Annotated in this window: 23 protein-coding genes and 1 pseudogene; 8 read left to right on the top strand and 16 right to left on the bottom strand. The window is 63.6% G+C overall.

Annotation, left to right across the window (positions count from 1 at the left end):
* Positions 1–7 precede the first annotated feature (7 nt).
* Positions 8–1,705: a long-chain-fatty-acid--CoA ligase FadD1 gene (fadD1, locus tag AC05QJ_RS09590; RefSeq protein WP_476746632.1), complete on the bottom strand. Its 1,698-nt coding sequence runs from the start codon at positions 1,703–1,705 to the stop codon at positions 8–10.
* Between the two features lie 297 nt (positions 1,706–2,002).
* Positions 2,003–3,691 (bottom strand): long-chain-fatty-acid--CoA ligase FadD2, encoded by a 1,689-nt coding sequence (gene fadD2 / locus AC05QJ_RS09585; protein ID WP_476746631.1) that lies wholly within the window; start codon positions 3,689–3,691, stop codon positions 2,003–2,005.
* Positions 3,692–3,904: 213 nt separating this feature from the next.
* Between fadD2 and AC05QJ_RS09580 the strand changes: the two genes are divergently transcribed.
* A complete protein-coding gene (locus tag AC05QJ_RS09580; RefSeq protein ID WP_476746630.1) occupies positions 3,905–4,849 on the top strand; it encodes a lysophospholipase in 945 nt (314 codons plus the stop codon).
* Positions 4,850–4,889: 40 nt separating this feature from the next.
* Positions 4,890–5,360 carry a MaoC family dehydratase gene (locus AC05QJ_RS09575; RefSeq protein ID WP_476746629.1) on the top strand — a complete coding sequence of 157 codons (471 nt, stop codon included), beginning with the start codon at positions 4,890–4,892 and terminating at the stop codon, positions 5,358–5,360.
* Here the strand turns inward: AC05QJ_RS09575 and AC05QJ_RS09570 are convergent.
* From AC05QJ_RS09570 to AC05QJ_RS09550, 5 genes are all read right to left on the bottom strand, one after another.
* Positions 5,347–6,600 (bottom strand): RNA polymerase sigma factor, encoded by a 1,254-nt coding sequence (locus tag AC05QJ_RS09570; protein ID WP_476746628.1) that lies wholly within the window; start codon positions 6,598–6,600, stop codon positions 5,347–5,349. The two genes, AC05QJ_RS09575 and AC05QJ_RS09570, sit on opposite strands and share 14 nt — an antisense overlap.
* A complete protein-coding gene (locus AC05QJ_RS09565) occupies positions 6,600–7,091 on the bottom strand; it encodes an SRPBCC family protein (protein ID WP_476746627.1) in 492 nt (163 codons plus the stop codon). The genes AC05QJ_RS09570 and AC05QJ_RS09565 overlap by 1 nt, the downstream gene beginning before the upstream one ends.
* An 18-nt stretch (positions 7,092–7,109) precedes the next feature.
* A complete protein-coding gene (locus tag AC05QJ_RS09560; protein ID WP_476746626.1) occupies positions 7,110–7,454 on the bottom strand; it encodes a YciI family protein in 345 nt (114 codons plus the stop codon).
* A gap of 19 nt (positions 7,455–7,473) precedes the next feature.
* Complete coding sequence (locus AC05QJ_RS09555) at positions 7,474–7,899, bottom strand: YybH family protein (protein ID WP_476746625.1); 426 nt, start codon at positions 7,897–7,899, stop codon at positions 7,474–7,476.
* A 103-nt stretch (positions 7,900–8,002) separates the two neighbouring features.
* Positions 8,003–8,488, bottom strand: coding sequence for a GyrI-like domain-containing protein (locus AC05QJ_RS09550; protein ID WP_476746624.1), 486 nt, complete (start codon positions 8,486–8,488; stop codon positions 8,003–8,005).
* A gap of 116 nt (positions 8,489–8,604) precedes the next feature.
* Between AC05QJ_RS09550 and AC05QJ_RS09545 the strand changes: the two genes are divergently transcribed.
* A complete protein-coding gene (locus AC05QJ_RS09545) occupies positions 8,605–9,408 on the top strand; it encodes a helix-turn-helix transcriptional regulator (RefSeq protein ID WP_476746622.1) in 804 nt (267 codons plus the stop codon).
* Here the strand turns inward: AC05QJ_RS09545 and AC05QJ_RS09540 are convergent.
* Positions 9,386–10,030 carry a LysE family translocator gene (locus AC05QJ_RS09540; RefSeq protein WP_476746621.1) on the bottom strand — a complete coding sequence of 215 codons (645 nt, stop codon included), beginning with the start codon at positions 10,028–10,030 and terminating at the stop codon, positions 9,386–9,388. The genes AC05QJ_RS09545 and AC05QJ_RS09540 overlap by 23 nt on opposite strands.
* Positions 10,031–10,174: 144 nt before the next feature.
* Complete coding sequence (locus AC05QJ_RS09535) at positions 10,175–11,140, bottom strand: threonine dehydratase (RefSeq protein WP_476746620.1); 966 nt, start codon at positions 11,138–11,140, stop codon at positions 10,175–10,177.
* Positions 11,141–11,227: 87 nt separating this feature from the next.
* Here AC05QJ_RS09535 and AC05QJ_RS09530 point away from each other — a divergent pair, with 87 nt between their 5' ends.
* Positions 11,228–12,580: an aminotransferase-like domain-containing protein gene (locus tag AC05QJ_RS09530; RefSeq protein WP_476747900.1), complete on the top strand. Its 1,353-nt coding sequence runs from the start codon at positions 11,228–11,230 to the stop codon at positions 12,578–12,580.
* Between the two features lie 93 nt (positions 12,581–12,673).
* Here AC05QJ_RS09530 and AC05QJ_RS09525 read toward each other — a convergent pair whose 3' ends face one another.
* Positions 12,674–12,928: a DUF2790 domain-containing protein gene (locus AC05QJ_RS09525; protein WP_476746619.1), complete on the bottom strand. Its 255-nt coding sequence runs from the start codon at positions 12,926–12,928 to the stop codon at positions 12,674–12,676.
* 276 nt (positions 12,929–13,204) lie between these two features.
* On the opposite strand from AC05QJ_RS09525, the gene AC05QJ_RS09520 reads away from it, so the two are divergent.
* A complete protein-coding gene (locus tag AC05QJ_RS09520; RefSeq protein WP_476746618.1) occupies positions 13,205–13,666 on the top strand; it encodes a GNAT family N-acetyltransferase in 462 nt (153 codons plus the stop codon).
* Here the strand turns inward: AC05QJ_RS09520 and def are convergent.
* The 3 genes from def to AC05QJ_RS09505 form a co-directional block, all read right to left on the bottom strand.
* On the bottom strand, positions 13,618–14,157 hold the full coding sequence (def, locus tag AC05QJ_RS09515) for a peptide deformylase (RefSeq protein WP_476746617.1): 540 nt from the start codon (positions 14,155–14,157) through the stop codon (positions 13,618–13,620). The genes AC05QJ_RS09520 and def overlap by 49 nt on opposite strands.
* On the bottom strand, positions 14,147–15,121 hold the full coding sequence (locus AC05QJ_RS09510; protein ID WP_476746616.1) for a YihY/virulence factor BrkB family protein: 975 nt from the start codon (positions 15,119–15,121) through the stop codon (positions 14,147–14,149). Before AC05QJ_RS09510 ends, def begins: the two co-directional genes overlap by 11 nt.
* A gap of 154 nt (positions 15,122–15,275) precedes the next feature.
* Positions 15,276–15,455 carry a CsbD family protein gene (locus AC05QJ_RS09505; RefSeq protein ID WP_009405214.1) on the bottom strand — a complete coding sequence of 60 codons (180 nt, stop codon included), beginning with the start codon at positions 15,453–15,455 and terminating at the stop codon, positions 15,276–15,278.
* Between the two features lie 170 nt (positions 15,456–15,625).
* Between AC05QJ_RS09505 and AC05QJ_RS09500 the strand changes: the two genes are divergently transcribed.
* Positions 15,626–16,003: a hypothetical protein gene (locus AC05QJ_RS09500; protein ID WP_476746615.1), complete on the top strand. Its 378-nt coding sequence runs from the start codon at positions 15,626–15,628 to the stop codon at positions 16,001–16,003.
* On the opposite strand, the gene AC05QJ_RS09495 is transcribed toward AC05QJ_RS09500, so the two are convergent.
* Entirely contained in the window at positions 16,004–16,840 is an 837-nt protein-coding gene (locus AC05QJ_RS09495) for a CvfB family protein (protein WP_476746614.1), read from the bottom strand. It abuts the gene before it with no gap.
* 157 nt (positions 16,841–16,997) lie between these two features.
* Here AC05QJ_RS09495 and AC05QJ_RS09490 point away from each other — a divergent pair.
* Positions 16,998–17,864 (top strand): annotated as a pseudogene (locus AC05QJ_RS09490) (DUF6279 family lipoprotein).
* Positions 17,865–17,867: 3 nt separating this feature from the next.
* On the opposite strand, the gene aceK reads toward AC05QJ_RS09490, so the two are convergent.
* On the bottom strand, positions 17,868–19,598 hold the full coding sequence (gene aceK, locus AC05QJ_RS09485; protein WP_476746613.1) for a bifunctional isocitrate dehydrogenase kinase/phosphatase: 1,731 nt from the start codon (positions 19,596–19,598) through the stop codon (positions 17,868–17,870).
* Positions 19,599–19,851: 253 nt separating this feature from the next.
* On the opposite strand from aceK, the gene AC05QJ_RS09480 reads away from it, so the two are divergent.
* Positions 19,852–20,760 (top strand): DMT family transporter, encoded by a 909-nt coding sequence (locus AC05QJ_RS09480; protein ID WP_476746612.1) that lies wholly within the window; start codon positions 19,852–19,854, stop codon positions 20,758–20,760.
* On the opposite strand, the gene AC05QJ_RS09475 is transcribed toward AC05QJ_RS09480, so the two are convergent.
* Positions 20,717–21,586, bottom strand: coding sequence for a DMT family transporter (locus AC05QJ_RS09475; protein ID WP_476746611.1), 870 nt, complete (start codon positions 21,584–21,586; stop codon positions 20,717–20,719). The two genes, AC05QJ_RS09480 and AC05QJ_RS09475, sit on opposite strands and share 44 nt — an antisense overlap.
* Between the last annotated feature and the right edge of the window lie 316 nt (positions 21,587–21,902).

Here is a 21,902-nt window from a genome sequence, read left to right as displayed (position 1 = left end):
AAAAGACTCAGGCGATCTTCTTGAGGCCCTGCTTCTTCAACTCCTCATCCCGCAGCTCGCGCCGCAGGATCTTGCCGACGTTGGTGGTCGGCAGCGCATCACGGAACTCGACGAAACGCGGCACCTTGTAGCCGGTGACGTTGGCCCGCATGTGCTCCATCACCTGTTCGCGGGTCAGGGTCACGCCCGGCCGGGCGACGATGAATACCTTGATGACCTCGCCCGATTTCTCGTCCGGTACGCCAATCGCCGCACACTGCAGCACGCCCGGCAGGGTCGCCAGCACGTCTTCCAGTTCGTTGGGGTACACGTTGAAGCCGGACACCAGGATCATGTCCTTCTTGCGGTCGACGATGCGCATGTAACCGTCAGGCTGGATCACCGCGATGTCGCCGGTCTTCAGCCAGCCCTCGGCGTCGAGGATCTCGGCGGTGGCGTCTGGACGCTGCCAGTAGCCTTTCATCACCTGCGGGCCCTTGACGCACAGCTCGCCGACTTCACCCAGCGGCAGTTCATTGCCGGCGTCGTCGATCACCCGGCACAGGGTCGAGGGCACCGGAATGCCGATGGTTCCGACCTGGATGTTCTGCGCCGGATTCACCGAGGCCACCGGGCTGGTCTCGGTCATGCCATAGCCTTCGCAGATGGCGCAGCCGGTAACGTCCTTCCAGCGCTCGGCCACCGACATCTGCAGCGCCATGCCGCCAGACAGGGTGACTTTCAGGGCCGAGAAGTCCAGGCGACGGAAGTCTTCGTTGTTGCACAGGGCAACGAACAGGGTGTTGAGGCCGACGAAGCCGCTGAACTTCCACTTCGACAGTTCCTTGACCATCGCCGGCAGGTCGCGCGGGTTGCTGATCAGGATGTTGTGGTTGCCGATCAGCATCATCGCCATGCAATGGAAGGTGAAGGCGTAGATGTGATAGAGCGGCAGCGGGGTGATGAGGATCTCGCAGCCTTCGTTGAGGTTGGAACCCATCAGCGCCTTGCACTGCAGCATGTTGGCCACCAGGTTGCGGTGGGTCAGCATGGCGCCCTTGGCAACGCCGGTGGTACCGCCGGTGTATTGCAGCACGGCAACGTCGTCATGGGACGGCGAGGCTTCCTTGACCGGCTTGCCGCGGCCCCTGGCCAGGGCGTCGTTGAACTTCACCGCGGTTGGCAGGTGGTAGGCCGGCACCATCTTCTTCACGTACTTGATGACGCTGTTGACCAGCAGGCGCTTGACCGGCGGCAGCAAGTCGGCGACTTCGGTGACCACGATGTGCTTGACGGACGTCTTCGGTACGACCTTCTCGGCCAGATGCGCCATGTTCGCCAGGCACACCAGCGCCTTGGCACCGGAGTCGTTGAATTGATGTTCCATTTCCCGCGCGGTGTAGAGCGGGTTGGTATTGACCACGATCAGGCCGGCACGCATGGCGCCGAAGACCGCGACGGGATATTGCAGAACGTTCGGCAGTTGAACGGCGATGCGATCTCCGGGTTGCAGGTCGGTGTGTTGCTGCAGGTAGGCAGCAAAGGCACCGGACAACTCGTACAGCTCGCCATAAGTCAGGGTCTTGCCCAGGTTGCTGAATGCCGGTTTATCGGCGAAACGCTGGCAGGACTGCTTCAATACCGCCTGGATATTCGGATACTCATCAGGATTGATTTGCGAGGCAATCCCGGCTGGGTACTTATCCTTCCAAAAGTTTTCGATCATGGAAGCCCACTCCTCCAGCAACAGCGAATTCTTCACCGCGTCGATGCGATTATTATTGATATTTGATGTCGGTTTATTGCAAACCGATTGATCGGAAGCGCGCCGAGAGTAGCAGCTTTACCAGGGGTCGCCTAGAGCAAAAGCAGCCCGACTGGTCACAAAAGTGACTAAATGTAAATCGATGGTCATTTTTAGAGTAAAGAGTCTAACCGGAGCTGAAAGCTATAAGCTGCAAGCTGCAAGAAGAGCCGCACAACCGCTCTAACTTGCAGCTTGTGGCTTACAGCTTGTAGCTGCTCAAGCCGGCTCACGCAACTCGCGACGCAAGATCTTGCCCACCGGCGTCATCGGCAATGAATCACGCAGGACGATGTGCTTGGGTACTTTGTAGCCGGTGAAGTTGGCTTTGCAGTAGGCCTTCAGTTCTTCCAGGCTGACGCCGCCCTCCCGCGCCACCACGAACAGTTTCACCGCCTCGCCGGAACGTTCGTCCGGCACGCCGATGGCCGCGCAACTGGCGACCTTCGGGTGAGCCATTACCACATCCTCGATTTCGTTCGGGTACACGTTGAAGCCGGAGACGATGATCATGTCTTTCTTGCGGTCGACGATGCGGGTGAAGCCGTCGGGGTCGATCACCGCGATATCGCCAGTCTTGAACCAGCCCTCGGCATCGAAGGCTTCGGCAGTGGCCTCAGGGCGGTTCCAGTAGCCTTTCATCACTTGCGGGCCCTTGATGCACAACTCGCCACGCTCGCCCAAAGGCATTTCGTTGCCGTCATCGTCGGTGACCTTGAAACCGGTGCCCGCCACCGGAATGCCTACCGTGCCCAGCCGGGCCAACTGGCCGTAGGGGTTGGTGCTGGCTACCGGCGAGGTTTCGGTGAGGCCATAGCCTTCGACGATACGACAGCCGGTGATCTGCTCCCAGCGCTCGGCGGTGGCCTTGACCAAGGCCGTGCCACCGGAGTTGGTGACTTTCAGCGCGGAGAAGTCCAGGTCCTTGAAACCGGGGTTGTCCATCAGCGCGACGAACAGGGTGTTGAGCCCCAGCAGCGCCGAGAACCGCCACTTCTTCAGTTCCTTGACGAAGCCGGGAATGTCCCGCGGGTTGGTGATCAGCACGTTGTGGTTACCGGTGACCATCATGCACATGCAGTTCGCGGTAAAGGCATAGATGTGGTACAGCGGCAGCGGCGCGATCATCACCTCCTGGCCGTCCTTGAGCAGTTTCTGCCCGTCCGGGCCGATCTGCGAGAAGCACGCCAGCACCTGCAGCATGTTCGCCACCAGGTTGCCGTGGGTGAGCATCGCGCCCTTGGCGACGCCCGTGGTGCCGCCGGTGTACTGCAGCACAGCGATGTCGTCGTGACTCGACTGCACGGGCTTCAGCGCATGGCCCTTGCCCTGGCGCAGCACCTGCTTGAACGGCAATGCCTGGGGCAAGTGATAGTCGGGGACCATCTTCTTCACCTTGGCCACCACGGTATTGACCAGCCAGCCCTTGGCTGTGGGCAGCATGTCGCCCATCTTTGCCTCGATCAGCACCTCGATGCCGGTATCGGGCAGCACTTCCTGCACCAGCTTGCCGAACATGTTCAGGTAGACCAGTGCACGCGCGCCGGAGTCCTTGAACTGGTGGCGCATTTCCCGGGCAGTGTACAGCGGGTTGGTGTTGACCACGATCAGCCCGGCGCGCAGCGCGCCGAACACGGCAATGGGGTATTGCAGGACGTTGGGCATCTGCACGGCGATGCGATCGCCCGGTTTGAGATCGGTGTATTGCTGGAGCCAGGCGGCGAAGGCCGCGGAATAGCGGTCCAGTTCAGCGTAGGTGAGGGTCACGCCCAGGTTGGTGAAGGCCGGCCGGTCGGCGAACTTCTTGCAGGATCGCTCGAACACTTCGATCACCGATTTGTAGGTGCTCATGTCGATCTGCGAGGGGACGCCCGCGGGGCGCTTGTCGTTCCAGAAATCGGCGTGCATTTATTATTGTCCTCGTTCCTGAGCCTTTGGCGGGGCCGGATTGCCTGCTTGCAAAACGGCATTCTGCCGACGTTAGCAGCTATGCCACAGGTGGCAAATACGCCAAGGACCGTCATTGACCGTGTGAATCACCCCGCCCCGCGTGGCTCGATCCGGGCGCTGGCTATAGGCTATACAGTAGCTGCAACCGCGCGACCCACAGGGAACTCCGACATGCGCTACGACGCCTTCTGGCTGCCGGCCAGCAATCACTGCAGCCTGTATGTCCACCACTGGCTGCCCGCCACGCCCGTGCGCGCCGTGGTGCTGCTGGCCCACGGCATGGCCGAGCACGCCGGACGCTACCAGCGCCTGGGCGAAGCGCTCGCCGGTGCCGGATTCGCCCTTTACGCCCACGACCAGCGCGGCCATGGGCGCACCGCTGAGCTGGGCACCCTAGGCCTGTTCGCCCGGGACGATGGCTGGAACACCGTGGTCAATGACCTGGGACTGCTCAACCAGCACATCGGCCAGCAACACCCGGGCACTCCGGTTTTCCTGCTCGGCCACAGTATGGGCAGCTACATCGCACAGGCCTACCTGCTGCACCACAGCGCCAGCCTCCAGGGTGCGGTGCTCAGCGGTTCGAATTTCCAGCCTCCGGCGCTGTACCGTGCGGCACGACAGATCGCCCGCCTGGAAAGCTGGCGCCAGGGCCCCGACGGGCGCAGCGCACTGATCGAGTGGCTGTCGTTCGGCTCGTTCAACAAGGCCTTCAAGCCGACCCGCACGGCCTTCGACTGGCTCAGCCGCGATCCCGCCGAAGTGGACAAGTACGTGGCCGACCCGCTGTGCGGCTTCCGTTGCTGCAACCGGCTGTGGATCGACCTGCTCACCGGCCTTGAACAGATCAGTCGCCCGGCCAACCTGGCGCAGATCGATCCGAACCTGCCGATCCTGGTGATGGGCGGAGAATGTGATCCGGTCAGTGCCGGCAAGCGTCTGAAGGATCTGACCGGCGCCCTGCGGCTGTCCGGGAACCGGAACGTGCAACTGCGGCTTTACCCACAGGCCCGCCACGAACTGCTCAACGAAACCAACCGCGATGAAGTCACCGCGTATCTGATCGACTGGCTGGAGCAGACCCTGGCCCTTGGCCGGCCCGCCCGCAGCGAGTGATACTTGGCGCCTCCATCGAGACTTGAAGGAATCTGTCTGCATGACCCAGGTCACCAACACCCCTTACGAAGCCCTCGAAGTCGGCCAGAAAGCCAGCTTCAGCAAGACCGTCGAAGAACGCGATATCCAGCTGTTCGCCGCCATGTCGGGTGACCACAACCCCGTGCACCTGGACGCCGAGTTCGCCGCCAAGAGCATGTTCAAGGAGCGCATCGCCCACGGCATGTTCAGCGGCGCCCTGATCAGCGCCGCCGTCGCCTGCGAACTGCCAGGCCCCGGCACCATCTACCTGGGCCAGCAGATGAGCTTCCAGAAGCCCGTGAAGATTGGCGACACCCTGACCGTACGCCTGGAAATCCTCGAAAAACTGCCGAAATTCCGCGTGCGCATCGCCACCCGCGTGTTCAACCAGAACGAAGAACTGGTCGTGGATGGCGAAGCCGAGATCCTCGCCCCGCGCAAACAGCAGACCGTCGATCTGGTCAGCCCGCCTCCGATCACGGTTGGCTGAGGTCTCGCATCGCCCGCAGGCGACGTTCGATGAAGCGTCGCTCGGGCTCCTGGCGGGTCAGGTCCAGGGCCGTGCGGTAGGCGTCCGTGGCCTGTGCGTGGCGCCCCAACTGCCGGCACAACTCGGCCCGCGCGCAATGGGCCGGCTGATAGTCCCGCAACTCCCCCCGCTCGAGAATCGCTTCGACGGCTTCCAGCCCGATCGACGCACCATCTCGCCGGGCCAGCGCCGCCGCACGGTTGAGCTCGATCACCGGCGATGGCCAACCGCGCAGCAGCACGTCATACAGACCGACGATCTGCGCCCAGTCGGTATCCTGCGCACTGGCAGCCTCGGCATGCACCGCAGCGATCGCGGCCTGCAGACTGTAGAGGCCGAAACGACGGCTGCGCAGGGCCTGCTGCACCAGCCCGCAACCCTCGACGATCAGCGCCTGGTCCCACAGCGAACGGTCCTGCTCGTCCAGCAGCACCAACTCGCCCTCCTCCACGCTGCGCGCCCGCGAGCGCGAGGCCTGCAACAGCATCAGGGCCAAAAGGCCGAGCACTTCCGGGTCCGGCAACAACTGGCGCAGCAGGCGCGCCAGGCGAATGGCCTCGGCGCATAATTCGTCGCGTACCACGCTGGCCCCGGACGAGGCGCTGTAGCCTTCGTTGAACACCAGGTAAATGACCCGCAAGACGCTGTCGAGGCGCTCGGGCAATTCGTCCAGCGACGGCACCTGATAGGGAATGCCGGCCTCGCGGATCTTGGCCTTGGCCCGAACGATGCGCTGGGCAATGGTCGCCGGCGCCAGCAGAAAGGCCCGGGCGATTTCTTCGGTAGTGAGGCCGCAGACTTCCCGCAGCGTCAGCGGCACCTGGGCATCCGCGGCCAGCGCCGGATGGCAGCAGGTAAAGATCAACCGCAGCCGGTCGTCCTCCAGCTCTTCCTCGTTCACGTCCTCGGCCTCCAGACGCTCCAGGGCTTCACGCAGCAACGCCGGGGAACGCTCGAAACGGGCCCGGCGGCGCAGCCCGTCGATGGCCTTGAAACGCCCGGTGGATACCAGCCAGGCTCTGGGACTGGCGGGAATGCCGTCGCGCTGCCAGCGCTCCACGGCGATATAGAAGGCCTCGTGCATGGCCTCTTCGGCGAGATCGAAATCGCCCAGCAGACGGATCAGCGTGGCGAGGATACGCCGCGACTCGTCGCGATACACCGCCTCGACCCGTACCCGGACGTCCTCGGCCACCGTCATCAGTCGTCCAGCGGGCCGCTGACCAGAGCCACCAGGCGGTCGAGGCTTTCGCCCCAGCCGCGGTGGAAACCCATCGCTTCATGGGCCTGTCGGTCGCCGGCGCTCCAGTGCCAGGCGCGGGCGGTGTAGAGCGTTTTGCCCTGGAGGTCGTCAAGGGTCACCACGGCGGTCATGAAAGCCTTGTTCGACGGCACCCAGCCTGGGCCGAACGCGTCGGTGAAGACGATCCGCTCCGGCGCGACGATATCGAGGAAAACGCCCTGGTTCGGGTACTCGCTGCCGTCGGCAGCACGCAGGACGGTGCGGAACAGGCCGCCGACCCACAACTGCATTTCACACAACGGCGTGGTCATGCCCTCGGGGCCCCACCAACGGGCCAGCAGGTGCGGATCGGTCCAGGCGCGAAACACCCGGGTCCGTGGCGCATCGATCAGGCGGCTGATCGACAGTTCATGCGGCACCGCTCCCTGGCCCGTTTGCAGAGGGCTCATTGTTGTTCTCCTCGGTTGTCAGGGTTGCAACTCGCGCACCGGCCGCACCTCGACGCTGCCGACCCGCGCCGCCGGAATGCCCCTGGCGATGTTCAACGCCTCGTTGAGGTCACGGGCATCGACCAGGTAAAAGCCGGCCAGTTGCTCCTTGGTTTCGGCGAACGGGCCGTCGGTCAGGCTGACCCGGCCGCTGCGCACGCGCACCGTGGTGGCGGTCTGTACCGGCTTGAGCGCCTCGGCGGCGAGCATTCGTCCGCTGTCGTGGATCGAGCTGGCATACGCCAGGCATTCGGCGTCCTCGGGGCTCTCGGGCAGGCCATGCAACAGGGTTTCATCACAGTAGACCAGGCACAGGTATTTCATGGCGCTCTCCGACGCAGGGTCAGGGTTGCAGACTGAAAATGGCTTTCTGGGTTTCCATGTCGAACGGCGCCGACCAGTGCTCGTGGATCACCTGCCATTGCCCGCCGCTACGGCGATAGCCGACCGTGGCCCGCATGTAGCCACACTGGCTTTCGTCGTCAGCCGGGCCGCAGCGGTTGAGCCAGTGGGCGAGCGCCAGGTCGCCATCGGCGTGCACGGTCAGTTGCGCCACCTCGAACACCATGGGCCCGGTACAGAAGCCCATGCACATCTTCCAGTGCTCGCTGTAGGCGGCCTTGCCTTTGAATTGCAGCGCCTTGATGGCATCGAAGGCGACGATGTCATCGGCATAGGGGGCGACGATGCGCTCGATGTCGCGGTCGCGCACAGCGTCGATCCAGCGCTCGATGAGTTGACGGATTTCGGTTTCGGCTGCGGTGTTCATCGGTACGTCCTCCGAAGAAGCTTCAGTGCGGCGCCGGACAATTGCGGCGCCTTCCACACTGGTCGAACGGAGGCTCGATGAATCGACAGCGGCGGGAAAAAATTCAGGATTCCAGTGGAATCCAGATTTCCACCAGACCACTGGCGGTATGCGGATCGAATTCGCGGCCATAGCGCTCGAACTCCGGCGCATCGGCGGCCCGCTCGCCTGACTTCGGCAACCAGTGCTTCCAGATTTTTTCGAAGGTATGGCCCAGGCCGCTGACTTTGCCCCGGTGTTCGAACACCGCATAGCGCTGCGGCATCAGCGTCTGGACGGTGTAGTAGGAGGGCAGCACACTGGTACTGCGTACTTCCACTCCGGCGATATAGAGGAATCCGCCCCGGCCATCGAACTCGCAGCAAACGCCGTAGGTATCGTTATCGATCTGTCCCGGCACATTGCCGACGTGACTGGCGAATCGCTGCCACAGTGCGGGAATTCTGCCGTTGGTTTGCTGGGTGAAGCGCTCGCCGAACCCGGCGATGGTGAACGAGCGACCAGTCTCGATTCTGACGGGAGCGAACCCGGCTTCCGTAAGGGGCGACATATCCATGCCTCGCTAGATCTGTTTCAAGGATCCCACGGCGATCGGCGCTTGCCGTTGCCGCGCTTGCCATCATTGCGCTAGCGTATCTGGCTTGCGTTCTTCGGGAAACCTGCCAAATGGGATTAGTCAGCCAGCCGCTCCAGGCCTACGGTCTTGTGGAGTCGTCCTGGGTCAGGGCCAACGCAGCCAGTTTCGACCGGCACACCCATGACGAGTTCGTGCTGGGCGCGAACCTGCATGGCCATGAGCGCATCTGGCTGGACGGCCGCAGCCTGGAGGTGCCTGCCGGTGCTGTCACCCTGTACAACCCGCTGGCCGTCCAGGCATCCGAATTCGCTCCCCAGGGCGTGGAATACATCAGCCTTCACCTGGCTCCGGAGGCCCTGCGGCAGGTGTCTTCGGATAACAACTTGAAACAATTTGATGGCTGCCCGCGCTTCGAACAGGGGGTACTGCAGCACCCGGGGCTTTACCGTGCCATCGTCGGTTTTGCCCTCGCCGATCCCGCGCAACCGGCGCATCAGGAAGAAGCCCTGCTGGCCCTGTTCAGCCAGTTGCTGGAGCAACCCGCCGGCGCGGCCGTGGAGCAAGCCGGTGCACTGCGCCTGACGATGCAGTTCATGCGCGACACCCCGCACGGCAAACTGGCCCTGGACGACCTCGCGGCGGTGGCGGGCCTGAGCAAGTACCATTTCGTGCGCTGCTTCAAGAAGGCCACCGGACTGACGCCGCTGCAGTACCACATGCAAGTGCGCCTGAGCGAAGCCCGACAGCGCCTGCGTCGCGGCATTCATCCCGGCGAGGTGGCCGGTGCCCTGGGCTTCTACGACCAGAGCCACTTCATCAACGCGTTTCGCCGGGTCATGGGGGTGACGCCGAATACCTACTGGCAGGCGTTCAGAGGGCCGGGGCGAGGATGAACTCGCGATAGCCGGACACAATCACGTAGACCGCGAAGTAGCAGAAGATCCCTGCCGAGGCCAGGTACGACCAGGTCAGCAGCCGATCACCCAGCAAGCGCCCGCCATGGCTGGCCACCCCGCACACGGCCATGCACCACAGCACGCCAGCGCTGAAGAACCCACCGAGGAACAGCCCCGCCTCCACTGGCCCGCCAGCCCCGGAACGGGAAATCAGCACGCCCCCCACCGCCGCGAACCAGAGGATCGCACTGGGCGAAGACATCGCCAGGAAAATGCCGCGCAGGAATTCCCGCCAGGGCGACTCGCGCACCACCTTCACGTCGGTGTCCAGATGCGCGTCGCCACGAAGGGCCGCCAGCAACATCTTCACCGCGAACCACACCAGCAGCAGCGAACCGCCGATCCACAGCACCCAGCGCACGGCGCTGAATTGCAGCAGTACGGTCATGCCCGCCAAGGCCGCCAGGGCGTAGAGCAGGTCACCGATGCACGTCCCCAACCCCAGCCACATGCCCTGCATGAAACCTCGCTGCATGGCCAGGGTGATCATGGCGATATTGGCCACGCCGATATCCAGGCACAGCGACAGACTCAGAAGAAATCCATTTGAAAAAGGCATGAACGATCCACTACCGGCTACGAGAAAAGGCAGCCGGCATTAAAACGGATGATCGGGGGAATGTATTGGAAGAAATTGCGCGATCCACACCCGCGCGGCCTCTCCTCATGCCGGGCGCTGAGCCCGTTGTCCATGGCGACCCGCTCAGGCTATTTCAGCCCCTGCCAGCACCTGCGCATACCGCTCCCGGTCCACGTTCGCGCCGCTCAGCACCACCGCCACTTTGCGCCCACGCTGCCGTTCGCGTTCCTGACACAGCGCCGCCAGCCCCGCCGCACCGGCACCTTCGGCAGTGTTGTGAGTGTCTTCGTGGTAGATGCGCATCGCCTGGGCGATCTCATCGTCGGTGACCCGCACGATGCGCGCCGCGCCCTCGCGAATGATCTCGAAGGCTTCCGGCAGCGGCATGCGGCAGGCCATGCCGTCGGCGAAGGTGTCGGCGGTCTCGGTGGTGACGATACGGCCCTGCTCCACGCTCCGGGCGAAGGCATCGGCCTCGCTCGATACCACCCCGATGATCTCGGTGCTCAACCCGAGCAGGTCGCGGGTGCGGATCAGACCGCAGATACCCGAGCCCATGCCGATCGGCACATACACCGCATCCAGCGCCGACACCGCCTCGAACAGCTCCAGCGCGTAGGTGGCCACGCCACGGATCAGCTCGGGATGGAACGCCGGCACGCTCTCGTAGCCATGCAACTGCGCCAGCCGTGCCGCCTCGCCTCGGGCCTGGTCGAAGTCGCTGCCATGCTCCACCAGCTCGGCGCCCAACGCGCGCATGGCCGCGTTCTTCTCTCGGGAGTTGCCTTGCGGCACCACGATGATGATCGGCAGGCCAGCATTGCGTGCCGCCAGCGCCAGGCTCTGGCCATGGTTGCCACGGGTGGCCGTGACCAGACCACGCACCGCCGGGGTGCGGCCCGCCAGCGACTGTACATAGAGCAAGCCGCCGCGCACCTTGAATGCACCGGTCGGGGCATGGTTCTCATGCTTGACCCACACCTCGCAGCCCAGCCGCTCGGCCAGGCGCGGCCAGGCATATTGCGGGGTCGCGGGGACCTGGGCACGGACCAGGCGGGCGGCATCGCGCAGAGCAGGCAGATCGAACATGGAACACCTCGGGTCAGGGAATTTGACCCGATCCTATTCGCCACGCATTGTATGGGCCAAATCATAAATTGCATGGCCGACAATAAAATGTGGACGCCCACCCTCGCCGACGATGGACAACCGCGCTACCTCGCCCTGGTCGATGCCATCGCCCGGGCCATCGAAAGTGGCGAGCTGAAGGTGGGCGAACGCCTGCCTCCACAGCGCCGCCTGGCCTGGAACCTGGGCCTCAATCCGAGCACCACGCAACAGGCCTACCGCGAAGCCGCCGCCCGGCACCTGGTGTCCGGCGAGGTCGGCCGCGGCACCTACGTGCTGGCCGGCAGCAAGGAGGCCACGCTGTTTCGCCTCAAGCAACGGGACCAGGGCGCTCGCATCGACCTGTCCACCAACGTGCCGGTCGTGGACGACACCAACCGCGACCTGGAGCACAGCCTGCGCGAGCGGCTGCAGGATCCGGCCCATGTACTGGAGCATTACCTCGGCGCCGAACAGCTGCTGCAGGGGCGTGCCCACGGCGCCCATTGGTTGTCCCGTCGCGGCCTGCAATTGACTGCGGCGCAGGTACTGCTCTGCGGCGGTGCCCAGCAGGGCCTGTTCAGCGTGCTGTTGTCGCTGTGCCAGCCAGGCGAGGCCGTGATGGTGGAGGCCCTGACCGCTCCCGGCATCAAGGCGGCTTGCAGGCAATTGCGCCTGCCGCTGCACGGCATCGCCCTGGACCACGAAGGCATCCTGCCCGACGACCTCGACCGCGTAGCCCGAGCCTGCGGCGCCCGGGTGCTGGTGCTGACCCCGGCACTGCACAACCCCACCGGCGCCTGCATGGGCGAGCGACGCCGGCGCGAGATCGCCGCAGTGGTGGAACGGCTGGACCTGCTGGTGGTGGAAGACGATGTCTACGGCGCCCTCGGCGATCAGCCGCCCCTGCTGCCGCTGCTGGGGCACCGCGGCCTGCTGGTGAGCAGCCTGTCGAAGACCGTCTGCGCCGGCCTGCGCCTGGGCTGGATCGCTGGCGAGGCAGGTCTGCTGAGCCGCATCGATCCGTATGCCCAGGCCACCCATTGGCCCATCGCCCCGCTGATCCTGGATATCGCCTGCCGCTGGATCGACGACGGCACTGCGGCGCGCAGGCTGGCCTGGCAACGCGAGGAAGTCACCCAGCGCTGGCGCCTGGCGAGCAAGCTGCTGGGCCCCGCGCTGTCTCATCAGGACAGGCCCTCGCCGCATATCTGGATCAACGGCCCACGCCCCGGCGACGAACTGGCGGCGGCCTGCCGGGACAAGGGCGTGGAAGTGGTGCCGGCACAGGTGTTCGCGGTCAAGCAGGGCCAGTTGCCGGCGATCCGCGTGAGCCTCACCGCTGCCCGCAGCCGCGCCGAACTGAAACAGGCGCTGGAACGGGTGGCGACAGTACTGGATGAACTATCAACCGAGGATTAACAATCCCGACTTCTCCCGTCCAGCCACGCTATAAATTCCAGGCAATAAAAAGCCCCCATTTACCAGGGGGCTTTGAATGAACGATTACAACTTTCAGCCTTGGCTGCAACCATCACCCATCACACGGTATTCAACCGTATGACGCTGGCCTTGATGATCTTCATAGACCATGGTGGCCGGCACGACTTCACAGACATTGGCAACTTTCGACAGGCTGATGACCTTGGCGATATCCAGCGTGGTGCCATAGCTGTACTGCTCAACTGCAGGCTTTGCAGCGTCGGCGGCCTGGTCGGCAAGGGCGAACGAAGAAACGGCAACCAGAGCCAGTGCAATTAATGCTTTCATGATATAGGGCCTTTAAAGCAATCGAACCAACAGATTGACTTCATATGCCGAGGTGGCGCGGAGAAGTTGTTATATCAATCACAGGACATAACACGAAGTACCGATCCCGGTAGAGTTTTGTTCACTGGGGATGCGCTCAGTTTACTGATCTGCTAACTTCGTTGAATCGCGAAGCCTGACATTCACTGTTACCGTTTTCGCAACAATAACCTCAGATCCTTACCTGCCGCTGATCTGTCCGCCAGTCGCAAAAGCCCGCCCCAGAGCCATCGCCAAGTGCCCAACGCTGCTTCGATCTGCATCAATCCGCTGACCGCCACCGAGCGGCCATTGCTGAACAAATTCTACAAGGCCAATGGCTCGGCCATGCGTGCCGGCGAAGGCGGCACTGCCTGGGTGGCCCGTGCAGGGGAAATCGTCGCGGCGCTGAATCTCACGCCGGTGCCTGGCGGCCACTGGCTGACAGGTCTTCTGGTAGCGCCGTCCTGGCGCAATCGCCAGGTGGCGCGGCAACTGATCGAACAGGCCTGCCAGACTGCCGACGGCGTCATCTGGCTGTTCTGTCATCCGGATCTGCAGGGATTCTACGAGCGTCTGGGCTTCGCCATCGACGAAGCCCTGCCGGCCACCTTGAGCGACCGTCTGGCCCGCTACCGACGCAGCAAGCCGTTGCTGGCGATGGCGAGAAATCAATCGTCGCTGGCGGGATCCAGGCCAGGGAACAGCACCTCGGTGTAGCCGAAGCGGCTGAAATCGTGGATGCGCGACGGATACAGGCGACCGATCAGGTGATCGCACTCGTGCTGCACCACCCGGGCATGAAAGCCGTCGGCAGTACGCTGGATCGGCCGGCCATCCGGATCGACGCCCTCGTAGTAGATGCTTTTGTAGCGGCTGACTACCCCGCGCAGGCCAGGCACCGACAGGCAGCCTTCCCAGCCCTCTTCCAGTTCGGTGCCTGCGGGCGTGATGACGGGATTGAGCAGAATGGTCTGCGGCACCGGTTCGGCGTCCGGATAGCGCTCGCTGCGCTCGAAGCCGAAGATCACCAGTTGCAGGTCGACGCCGATCTGCGGCGCCGCCAGCCCCACCCCGCCGACATGGCGCATGGTGTCGAACATGTCCTCGATCAATTGCGCCAGCTCGGCACTGCCGAACAGTTCCGGCGGTACCGGCGGGGCGATGCGCAGCAGACGCTCATCGCCCATTTTCAGGATTTCACGAATCATGGGAGGCTCGATTGGCAGGTTCTGTCTCGTGAGCCAGGGCGTGATCGCGCCCCAACCCGGAAACCTGCTTTTTATCATGCTCGCCGGCGTTTTCCCCGGCTTCTTTTTCCCCGGGATTCTTGCCTTCGTCGGACATGTGCTCGATCACTGCATTCATTTCCGCGCCCAGCAGCAGCACCGCGGCGGAAATATAGAAATACAGCAGCAGCACGATGATCGCGCCGATGCTGCCGTACATGGCGTTGTAATCGGCGAAGGTCTTCACGTAATAGCCAAAGCCCAGCGAGGCAATGATCCACACCACCACCGCCAGCACCGAACCGGGGGTGATGAAGCGGAATTCCTGCTTCACGTCCGGCATCACGTAATAGATCAGCGCCACCGCTACCATCATCAGGATGACGATGGCGGGCCAGCGCAATACGGTCCAGACGGTGACGATGATCTCTTCCATGCCCACCTGGGACGCGACCCAGCTCATCACCTGCGGGCCGAGCACCATCAGCGCCGCGGCGGCCAGCAACATGCCGGCGATGCCAATGGTGTAGAAGATCGACAGTGGAATGCGCTTCCACACAGGACGCCCCTCGGGCACGTCGTAGGCGGCGTTCATCGCGCTCATCATCAGACGCACACCGGCCGAGGCGGTCCACAGCGCGATGACGATACCCACCGACAGCAAACCACCCTTGGACTGCTGCAACTGGTCGATCACCGGATTCACCTGCTCCAGCGCCTGGGGCGGCAGCACCAGTTCCGACTGCAGGCGCAACCAGGAGAAAAAGTCCGGTAGGTGCAGGAAACCGATCAGGGCGATCAGGAACAACAGGAAGGGGAACAGCGAGAAGAGCATCTGGTAAGCCAGCGCCGAGGCGTAGGTGGACATCTCGTCGTCGAGAAATTCACTGACGGTGCGCACCAGCACACGGTGAAGTGGCGTACCACGCAGATGGGGAACAATCATGGCGTCTCCTTTCGCTGCCCGAAGCTTATTCCCGGGTCGAAGTGGGAAAAGTTACAAAACAGTCTAATAGACCCCGGCGACAAGGTCGCGATTCCCTTTCCCCGGACAAAAAAACGGCCATCCGAAGATGGCCGTCATCCGGCAGGTACGCCGATCAAGGCTTCTTCACGGCATCCTTGACCTTGCCCACAGTTTGCTGGGCCTCGCCTTTCAGCTCCTGGGCCTTGCCCTCGGCGCGCAGGCGGTCGTTATCAGTCGCCTTGCCGACGCCTTGCTTGATGTTGCCGACCGCTTCGTTGGCCATGCCTTTGACTTTGTCTTTAGTGCCGCTCATGGGATTTCTCCTGCAAAGGGAACGTCAGAATTGACATGGTGGTTGAGTGGCGAGCGAAGCGGAGAGTTTCATTTTTTTTGCCGGACGGTTGGAGAACAGGCAGCTTTATGTTTCAGACCATTGCCAGCACAATAGCCGCCCCTCTCCAGCGTCACCCGTAGGAACCGCGCATGAAACTCGACAAAGCCACCGCCATCGCCCGCCGCAACGAGGCGCTGGGGATCCCCGTGCTGAACAGCGACAACACCCTGTTCGCCGTGCTCGACGGCAAGCGCAGCCTGTGGTGGTTCGATGTACCGGTGGCCTGGCTGCGCAACGGTGCCGGCTGGGTCAATCTGCTGCTGCACACCCCGGAAGGCGACAAACTGCAGCACCTGAAAGTGCCGGCGCGCTTCTTCAGCAACCATCTGAAGGAACTGGAAGTGCGCAACGCCGGCAAACGCCGCTCCACCATCAGCATCGCCCTGTCCGCCGACCGCGACTCGCTGCTGCGCGACCTGCGCCCAGGCGGCGAAAACCTGGACTTCTCCGGTTTCCGCCAGCGCTGATCAGGCCAGTTCGATGCGGTTGTCGTGGATCACGATCTGACCGCTCTTGTACAAGGCGCCGATGGCCTTCTTGAAGTTGCCCTTGCTCACCCCGAACATGTCGCTGATCACCTGCGGGTCGCTCTTGTCGCTCAGCGGCAGCACGCCATCGGCGGCCTTGAGCTTTTCCAGGATCTGCTCGTGCAGGCCCACCGCGGCATCCTGGCCCACCGGCTGCAGGCTCAGGGCGATCTTGCCGTCTTCGCGGATTTCCTTGATGTAACCCTTCTCCTGCTTGCCCGAACGCAGGAACTTGAACACTTCGTTCTTGTGGATCAGGCCCCAGTGCTTGTTGTTGATGATGGCCTTGAAGCCCATCGGGCTCTGCTCGACCACCAGCAGGTCCACCTGCTGGCCAACCCGATAGCTGGCCGGGGTCTTGTCCAGGTAGCGGTCCAGCTTGGCGGTGGCGGTGATGCGACGGGTGCGGCGGTCGAGGTAGACGTGCACCACGCAGTACTCGCCAGCCCGCATCTGGCGCTTTTCCTCGGAGTACGGCATCAGCAGGTCCTTGGGCAGGCCCCAGTCGAGGAAGATGCCGATGCTGTTGATCTCCACGACCTTGAGGCTGGCGAACTCGCCGACCTGGACCTTGGTCTTTTCCGTGGTGGCGATGAGCTTGTCTTCGCTGTCCAGATAGACGAAGACGTTCAGCCACTCGTCGACCTCGGTGGGGGTGTCCTTGGGGATGTAGCGGTTGGGCAGGAGAATCTCGCCATCCGCGCCGCCATCCAGGTACAGACCGAAGTCCGTGTGCTTGACCACCTGCAAAGTGTTGTAACGCCCAACTAAAGCCATGTCCGAAAATCCTCGCTGCGAGCCGCGCATTCTACACCCGAACGGCCAGTATCGCCCGACAGATAGGCGCCGTTCGCCACAACGGACATTCGGTTGAACCGGGTCTGCCCTGCCTGTTCTATAACCAGTAAGGATGACAACCGAAGGGACTCGCCCCATGTCCGCTCGTCTACTCCGCTGCCTGCGCCCTGTTCTGCTGCTCCTGTCGTGCCTCGCGCTGCTGTCGTGCACCCGCCTGGATCTGGCCTACCGCAACCTCGACGTGCTGGTGCCCTGGTCGCTGAATGACTACCTGGCGATGAACCGCCAGCAGAAGAACTGGCTCAACGACCGCCTCAAGCAACAACTGGCCTGGCACTGCAAGACGCAGTTGCCGGGCTATCTGGACTGGCTCGACGGCGTCCGACAGATGGTCGCCAGCAACACCGTCACCGAGCAGGGACTGGAAGAACGCACCGAGCAGGCGCGCCAGGCCGTGGCCCAGGTTGCCGAGCAGATCACGCCGTCGGCAGCGCAGTTGCTGCGCGGCATGAGCGACGAGCAGGTACGGGAAATGCGCCAGAACTTCGCCGACGACATTCGCGAGCGCCAGGCCAAATACGTGCAGACACCGCTGGCCAGACAGATCGAGCAACGCAGCGAGCGCATGGAAAAACGCCTGTCGCCCTGGTTCGGCGGCCTGAGTCCTGAACAACGCCAGCGGGTAGCCGCCTGGTCGGCGGGGCTGGGCGAGCAGAACCACCAGTGGATCGCCAACCGCGCCCATTGGCAGGCGCAGTTCAGCGCCCTGATGGATGAGCGGCAGAGTCCCGGCTTCGAACCGCGCCTGGGCCAGTTGCTCAAGGACCGCGAACAGTTCTGGACAACGGAATAACGCGCCGCCTTCCAGAACACCGAAGCGCAGTTGCGCAGCCTGCTGGTGGACCTGATGGCCCAGAGCAGCGCCGAACAGCGCGAGCACCTGGACAACCGCCTGGGCCAGGTACGCCGCGACTTCAGCGAGCTGAAGTGCCTGAAAGGCTGAGTGTCAGGCGCCCAGCTCTTCGCGGCCTTTGCGCCGGTACGGGAACACATCGATGATCTTGCCGGCGCGAATCGCCTCCTGCAGCCCTTTCCAGTAATCGGCGTCATACAGTTCGCCGTGCAGTTGGCTGAACAGCCGGCGCTGGGCCATGTCGGCGAACAGGAACGGCGGGAACTCCTCGGGGAACACGTCATGGGGGCCGATGGAATACCACGGCTCGCCCGACATCTCGTCCTCCGGGAAGCGCGGCGGCGGGATATGGCGGAAATTGGCCTCGGTGAGGAAGGTGATCTCGTCGTAGTCGTAGAACACCACCCGACCATGGCGGGTGACGCCAAAGTTTTTCAGCAGCATGTCGCCGGGGAAGATGTTGGCCGCCGCCAATTGCTTGATCGCCAGCCCGTAGTCGTCCAGCGCTTCGCGCACCTGAGCATCGTTGGCGTTTTCCAGGTAGAGGTTGAGCGGGGTCATGCGCCGTTCGGTCCAGCAGTGGCGCACCAGCACGGTGTCGCCTTCCACGGTCACCGTCGAGGGCGCCACCTCCAGCAGTTCGGCCAGGCACTCGGGCTCGAACTTGCTCACCGGGAAGCGAAAATCGGAAAACTCCTGGGTATCGGCCATGCGCCCGACCCGGTCGACGCTTTTCACCAGGCGGTACTTCTCGATCACCGTGGCGCGATCGACGTTCTTCGACGGCGAGAAGCGGTCCTTGATGATCTTGAACACGGTATTGAAGCCCGGCAGGGTGAACACGCTCATGACCATGCCGCGCACACCGGGGGCCATGATGAAACGGTCGTCGGTGCCGGCCAGGTGATTGATCAGGGCCCGGTAGAACTCCGACTTGCCGTGCTTGTAGAAGCCGATGGAGGTGTACAGCTCGGCGACATGCTTGCCCGGCAGGATGCGCTTGAGAAAACCGACGAACTCCGCCGGCACCGGCACATCCACCATGAAGTACGAACGGGTGAAGGAGAAGATGATCGACACATCGGCTTCATCGGTGATCAGGGCGTCGATCTCGATGCCCTGGCCCTCGCGGTGCAGCAGCGGAATCACCAGCGGCCACTGCTCCTCACGGGTGAACACCCGCCCCACTAGGTACGCCCCTTTGTTGCGGTAGAGCACCGGGGAAAACAGCTCCAGTTGCAGTTCCGGGTCCTTGCAGACCCAGTCCGGCAGGCTTTCGCGCAACTGCACCTCCATCCGCGCCAGATCACCGGGAAGGTCGGCGTAGGGCACCTCGAAACGGTAATCGTCGAAGATCTGCGCCAGCAGGCCGGCCAGTTGCCCGTTGGAGCGGTAGATGCGGGTCTGCGCCGCCCGTTCGTGGGCCCGCAGCGAGGGCCGGGTGGTGTGGATGAACATGCAGCCGTCGCTGATCAGGTCGTGGCTGAACAGGCTGCAGAAGATCGAGTTGTACCAGGTTTCCGACAGCTCATCGTCCAGACGCGGGTCGATCAGCCTGATGTAGGCACTCTTGACCAGCGGCCACAGCGAGACGTCCAGCAGTACGTCTGCCTCGAAGCTGGCACGCAAGCGCTCACTGACCTCGGTGACCTTCTCCTCGTAGAGGTTGATCCGCGCCGCCGCCGCCGTCTGGATCTGCTGCCAGAGGGCTTTTTCGAAACGCTCGCGGGCGCCATCGGTGATCTGGCGGAAGTGCTCGCGGTAATTGTCGAAACCTTCGAGGATCATCCGCGCGATATCGGCGGCCGGCCATTGCTGGGGCATATCAGGACCTCTGGCGCAAAGTGACGATGCGCTGAGAGTAACCCGTCGTGCTGCAGTGCTAAAGGCGTTTCATACGGGTGTATCGGCCAAAAGAAGACCACTGTGCCAGCAGCCTTCCGACAGCGGAAAAGTGCGGTTCGCGCACACTTCGCAGCATAAATCCCGTTGAACGGATTCAGCCCGCAAGAAAGCGGACGAGATCGACACGGCTTATGCCGTACACTCGCCTCCCGTTTCCTGCCAGGAGTATTCCGTGAGCCCCGTCGCCCTGTCCCGTCTGCTGATCCTCGCCGCCATCTGGGGCGCCAGCTTTCTGTTCATGCGCATCATCGCGCCCGTGCTCGGGAGCGTGCCGACGGCCTTCCTGCGGGTCTCGATCGCCTGCACCGGGCTTCTGGCAATCCTCGCCCTGATGGGGGTGCGCTGGGACTTTCAGGGCAAGTTCAAGGTCACCCTGATGCTGGGCGTGATCAACTCGGGGATTCCCGCCACCTGCTATGCCGTGGCGGCCCAGGTGCTGCCGGCGGGTTACTCGGCGATCTTCAACGCCACCACGCCGCTGATGGGCGTGCTGATCGGCGCGCTGTTATTCCATGAGGCCATGACCCTGCCCAAGCTCGGCGGCATCTTCCTCGGCCTGCTCGGGGTCGGCATCCTCAGCGGTGCCGGCCCGGTGGCCTTCGACCTGAAACTGATGCAGGGCGCCCTCGCCTGCCTGGGCGCCACGGCCTGCTATGGCCTGTCGGGCTTCCTGGCCCGTCGCTGGCTGGACCAGCGCGGCGGCCTCGACAGCCACCTGTCGGCGCTGGGCAGCATGATCGGCGCCAGCCTGTTGCTGCTGCCGCTGTTCGGCTACAGCGTCCTCAGCCATCCACCGGCCAGCTGGGGTGGCTGGTCGGTGTGGCTGTCGCTGCTGGGGCTGGGCCTGCTGTGCACCGCCTTCGCCTACATCCTGTATTTCCGCCTGATCAGCGAGATCGGCCCGGTCAAATCCTCCACCGTCACCTTCCTGATCCCGGCCTTTGGCGTGCTCTGGGGTGCCTGGCTGCTGGACGAGCCGCTGTCCACCGCACACCTGTACGGTGGACTGCTGATCGGCATGGCCCTGTGGCTGGTGCTCAAGCCCGCGACGGCTGGCGGAACACGAACAGCAAGCCGATGACGATCAGCGCCATGCCCAGCAGGCTCAAGACGGCCAGGCGGTTGCCGAAGATCAGGTAGTCCATCACCGCGGTCACCGCCGGCACCAAGTAGAACAGGCTGGTGACATTGACCAGGTTGCCGCGGGCGATCAGCCGGTACAGCAACAGGGTCGCCAGCACCGAGACCACCAGCCCCATCCAGGCCACCGACAGCAGAAACGGCGGGTTGAGCCTGGCCTCCAGCGGCTGGAACGGCGCAAACAGCGCGCACAGCAACAGCCCCGCCAGGTACTGCAACGGCAGCGTGCCGAGCGGGTCACGGGTGATGCGCTTCTGCATGATCGAGCCGCCGGTCATGCTCGCCAGTGCCAGCAACGCGAAGGCCATGCCGGCCAGCGAAATCCCGCCCAGACCGATGCCCTGCCAGACCACCAGGACCAGCCCCGCCAACCCCAGGCACAGGCCGAACAGGCGGCTGAACGAGCGTCGCCGCTCCATCAGCGCCACGGTGAGGATGGGCTGCACGCCCATGACCGTGGCCATGACCCCGGGGGTGACCTTCAGGTCCAGCGCCAGCAGGTAGAAGATCTGGTAGGCGCCGAGCAGAACCGCGCCGGTGAGCACCGCCTGGCGTATCGCGCCCCTTTCGCGGGGCCAGCGCAAGCCGAGCAACGGACCGAGCAACAGCAAGCCGGCGAAGGCGATGAGAAAGCGGATCAGCAGGAAGGCGAACGGTGTCGCCTGGGCCAGCCCCAGTTTCGAGACGATCGCCCCACTGCTCCACAGCAGGACGAACAGGCTAGTGGTGGCCGCCGAGGCCACGGATGCTTTGGAAAGAACAGACATGAAATTGCCACCTGTATTCGGGCAAACAAGCCGAACGGCCACGCGGGCCGCATTCAGTAGATCGGGAGGGGGTACGGGCGGGTCAGCCCACTACCACCACAACGACGCTGCTGACAGGTGATGGAGGACTGACGGCCGCCGGCGCACGCACGACCACGACCGCGCTGGGCACGGTGTCGACTACGGTGGTGAGCGGGGTGACGGACATGAAGAGTCTTCGAATGAGGTGAAGTGCGGGGAACTATAGGCTTGGCGATTTGATAGCACAAGCCCCTGGGGTGCTGTGCGGGCCTCATCGCCGGCAACGCCGGCTCCC

This window comes from Pseudomonas sp. TUM25319, assembly GCF_056388475.1.
This window is presented reverse-complemented; position numbering and strand designations above follow the sequence as displayed.

Coding starts and splice junctions, on each gene's coding strand:
- AC05QJ_RS09555 (WP_476746625.1), bottom strand. CDS start 7,899: ATGAACACCGCAGCCGAAACCGAAATCCGTCAACTCATCGAGCGCTGG.
- AC05QJ_RS09510 (WP_476746616.1), bottom strand. CDS start 15,121: ATGATTGTTCCCCATCTGCGTGGTACGCCACTTCACCGTGTGCTGGTG.
- AC05QJ_RS09475 (WP_476746611.1), bottom strand. CDS start 21,586: ATGTCTGTTCTTTCCAAAGCATCCGTGGCCTCGGCGGCCACCACTAGC.
- AC05QJ_RS09550 (WP_476746624.1), bottom strand. CDS start 8,488: ATGTCGCCCCTTACGGAAGCCGGGTTCGCTCCCGTCAGAATCGAGACT.
- AC05QJ_RS09570 (WP_476746628.1), bottom strand. CDS start 6,600: ATGACGGTGGCCGAGGACGTCCGGGTACGGGTCGAGGCGGTGTATCGC.
- AC05QJ_RS09560 (WP_476746626.1), bottom strand. CDS start 7,454: ATGAAATACCTGTGCCTGGTCTACTGTGATGAAACCCTGTTGCATGGC.
- AC05QJ_RS09580 (WP_476746630.1), top strand. CDS start 3,905: ATGCGCTACGACGCCTTCTGGCTGCCGGCCAGCAATCACTGCAGCCTG.
- AC05QJ_RS09535 (WP_476746620.1), bottom strand. CDS start 11,140: ATGTTCGATCTGCCTGCTCTGCGCGATGCCGCCCGCCTGGTCCGTGCC.
- AC05QJ_RS09545 (WP_476746622.1), top strand. CDS start 8,605: ATGGGATTAGTCAGCCAGCCGCTCCAGGCCTACGGTCTTGTGGAGTCG.
- aceK (WP_476746613.1), bottom strand. CDS start 19,598: ATGCCCCAGCAATGGCCGGCCGCCGATATCGCGCGGATGATCCTCGAA.
- fadD2 (WP_476746631.1), bottom strand. CDS start 3,691: ATGCACGCCGATTTCTGGAACGACAAGCGCCCCGCGGGCGTCCCCTCG.
- AC05QJ_RS09575 (WP_476746629.1), top strand. CDS start 4,890: ATGACCCAGGTCACCAACACCCCTTACGAAGCCCTCGAAGTCGGCCAG.
- AC05QJ_RS09540 (WP_476746621.1), bottom strand. CDS start 10,030: ATGCCTTTTTCAAATGGATTTCTTCTGAGTCTGTCGCTGTGCCTGGAT.
- def (WP_476746617.1), bottom strand. CDS start 14,157: ATGATTCGTGAAATCCTGAAAATGGGCGATGAGCGTCTGCTGCGCATC.
- AC05QJ_RS09500 (WP_476746615.1), top strand. CDS start 15,626: ATGAAACTCGACAAAGCCACCGCCATCGCCCGCCGCAACGAGGCGCTG.
- fadD1 (WP_476746632.1), bottom strand. CDS start 1,705: ATGATCGAAAACTTTTGGAAGGATAAGTACCCAGCCGGGATTGCCTCG.
- AC05QJ_RS09525 (WP_476746619.1), bottom strand. CDS start 12,928: ATGAAAGCATTAATTGCACTGGCTCTGGTTGCCGTTTCTTCGTTCGCC.
- AC05QJ_RS09565 (WP_476746627.1), bottom strand. CDS start 7,091: ATGAGCCCTCTGCAAACGGGCCAGGGAGCGGTGCCGCATGAACTGTCG.
- AC05QJ_RS09495 (WP_476746614.1), bottom strand. CDS start 16,840: ATGGCTTTAGTTGGGCGTTACAACACTTTGCAGGTGGTCAAGCACACG.
- AC05QJ_RS09505 (WP_009405214.1), bottom strand. CDS start 15,455: ATGAGCGGCACTAAAGACAAAGTCAAAGGCATGGCCAACGAAGCGGTC.
- AC05QJ_RS09530 (WP_476747900.1), top strand. CDS start 11,228: ATGTGGACGCCCACCCTCGCCGACGATGGACAACCGCGCTACCTCGCC.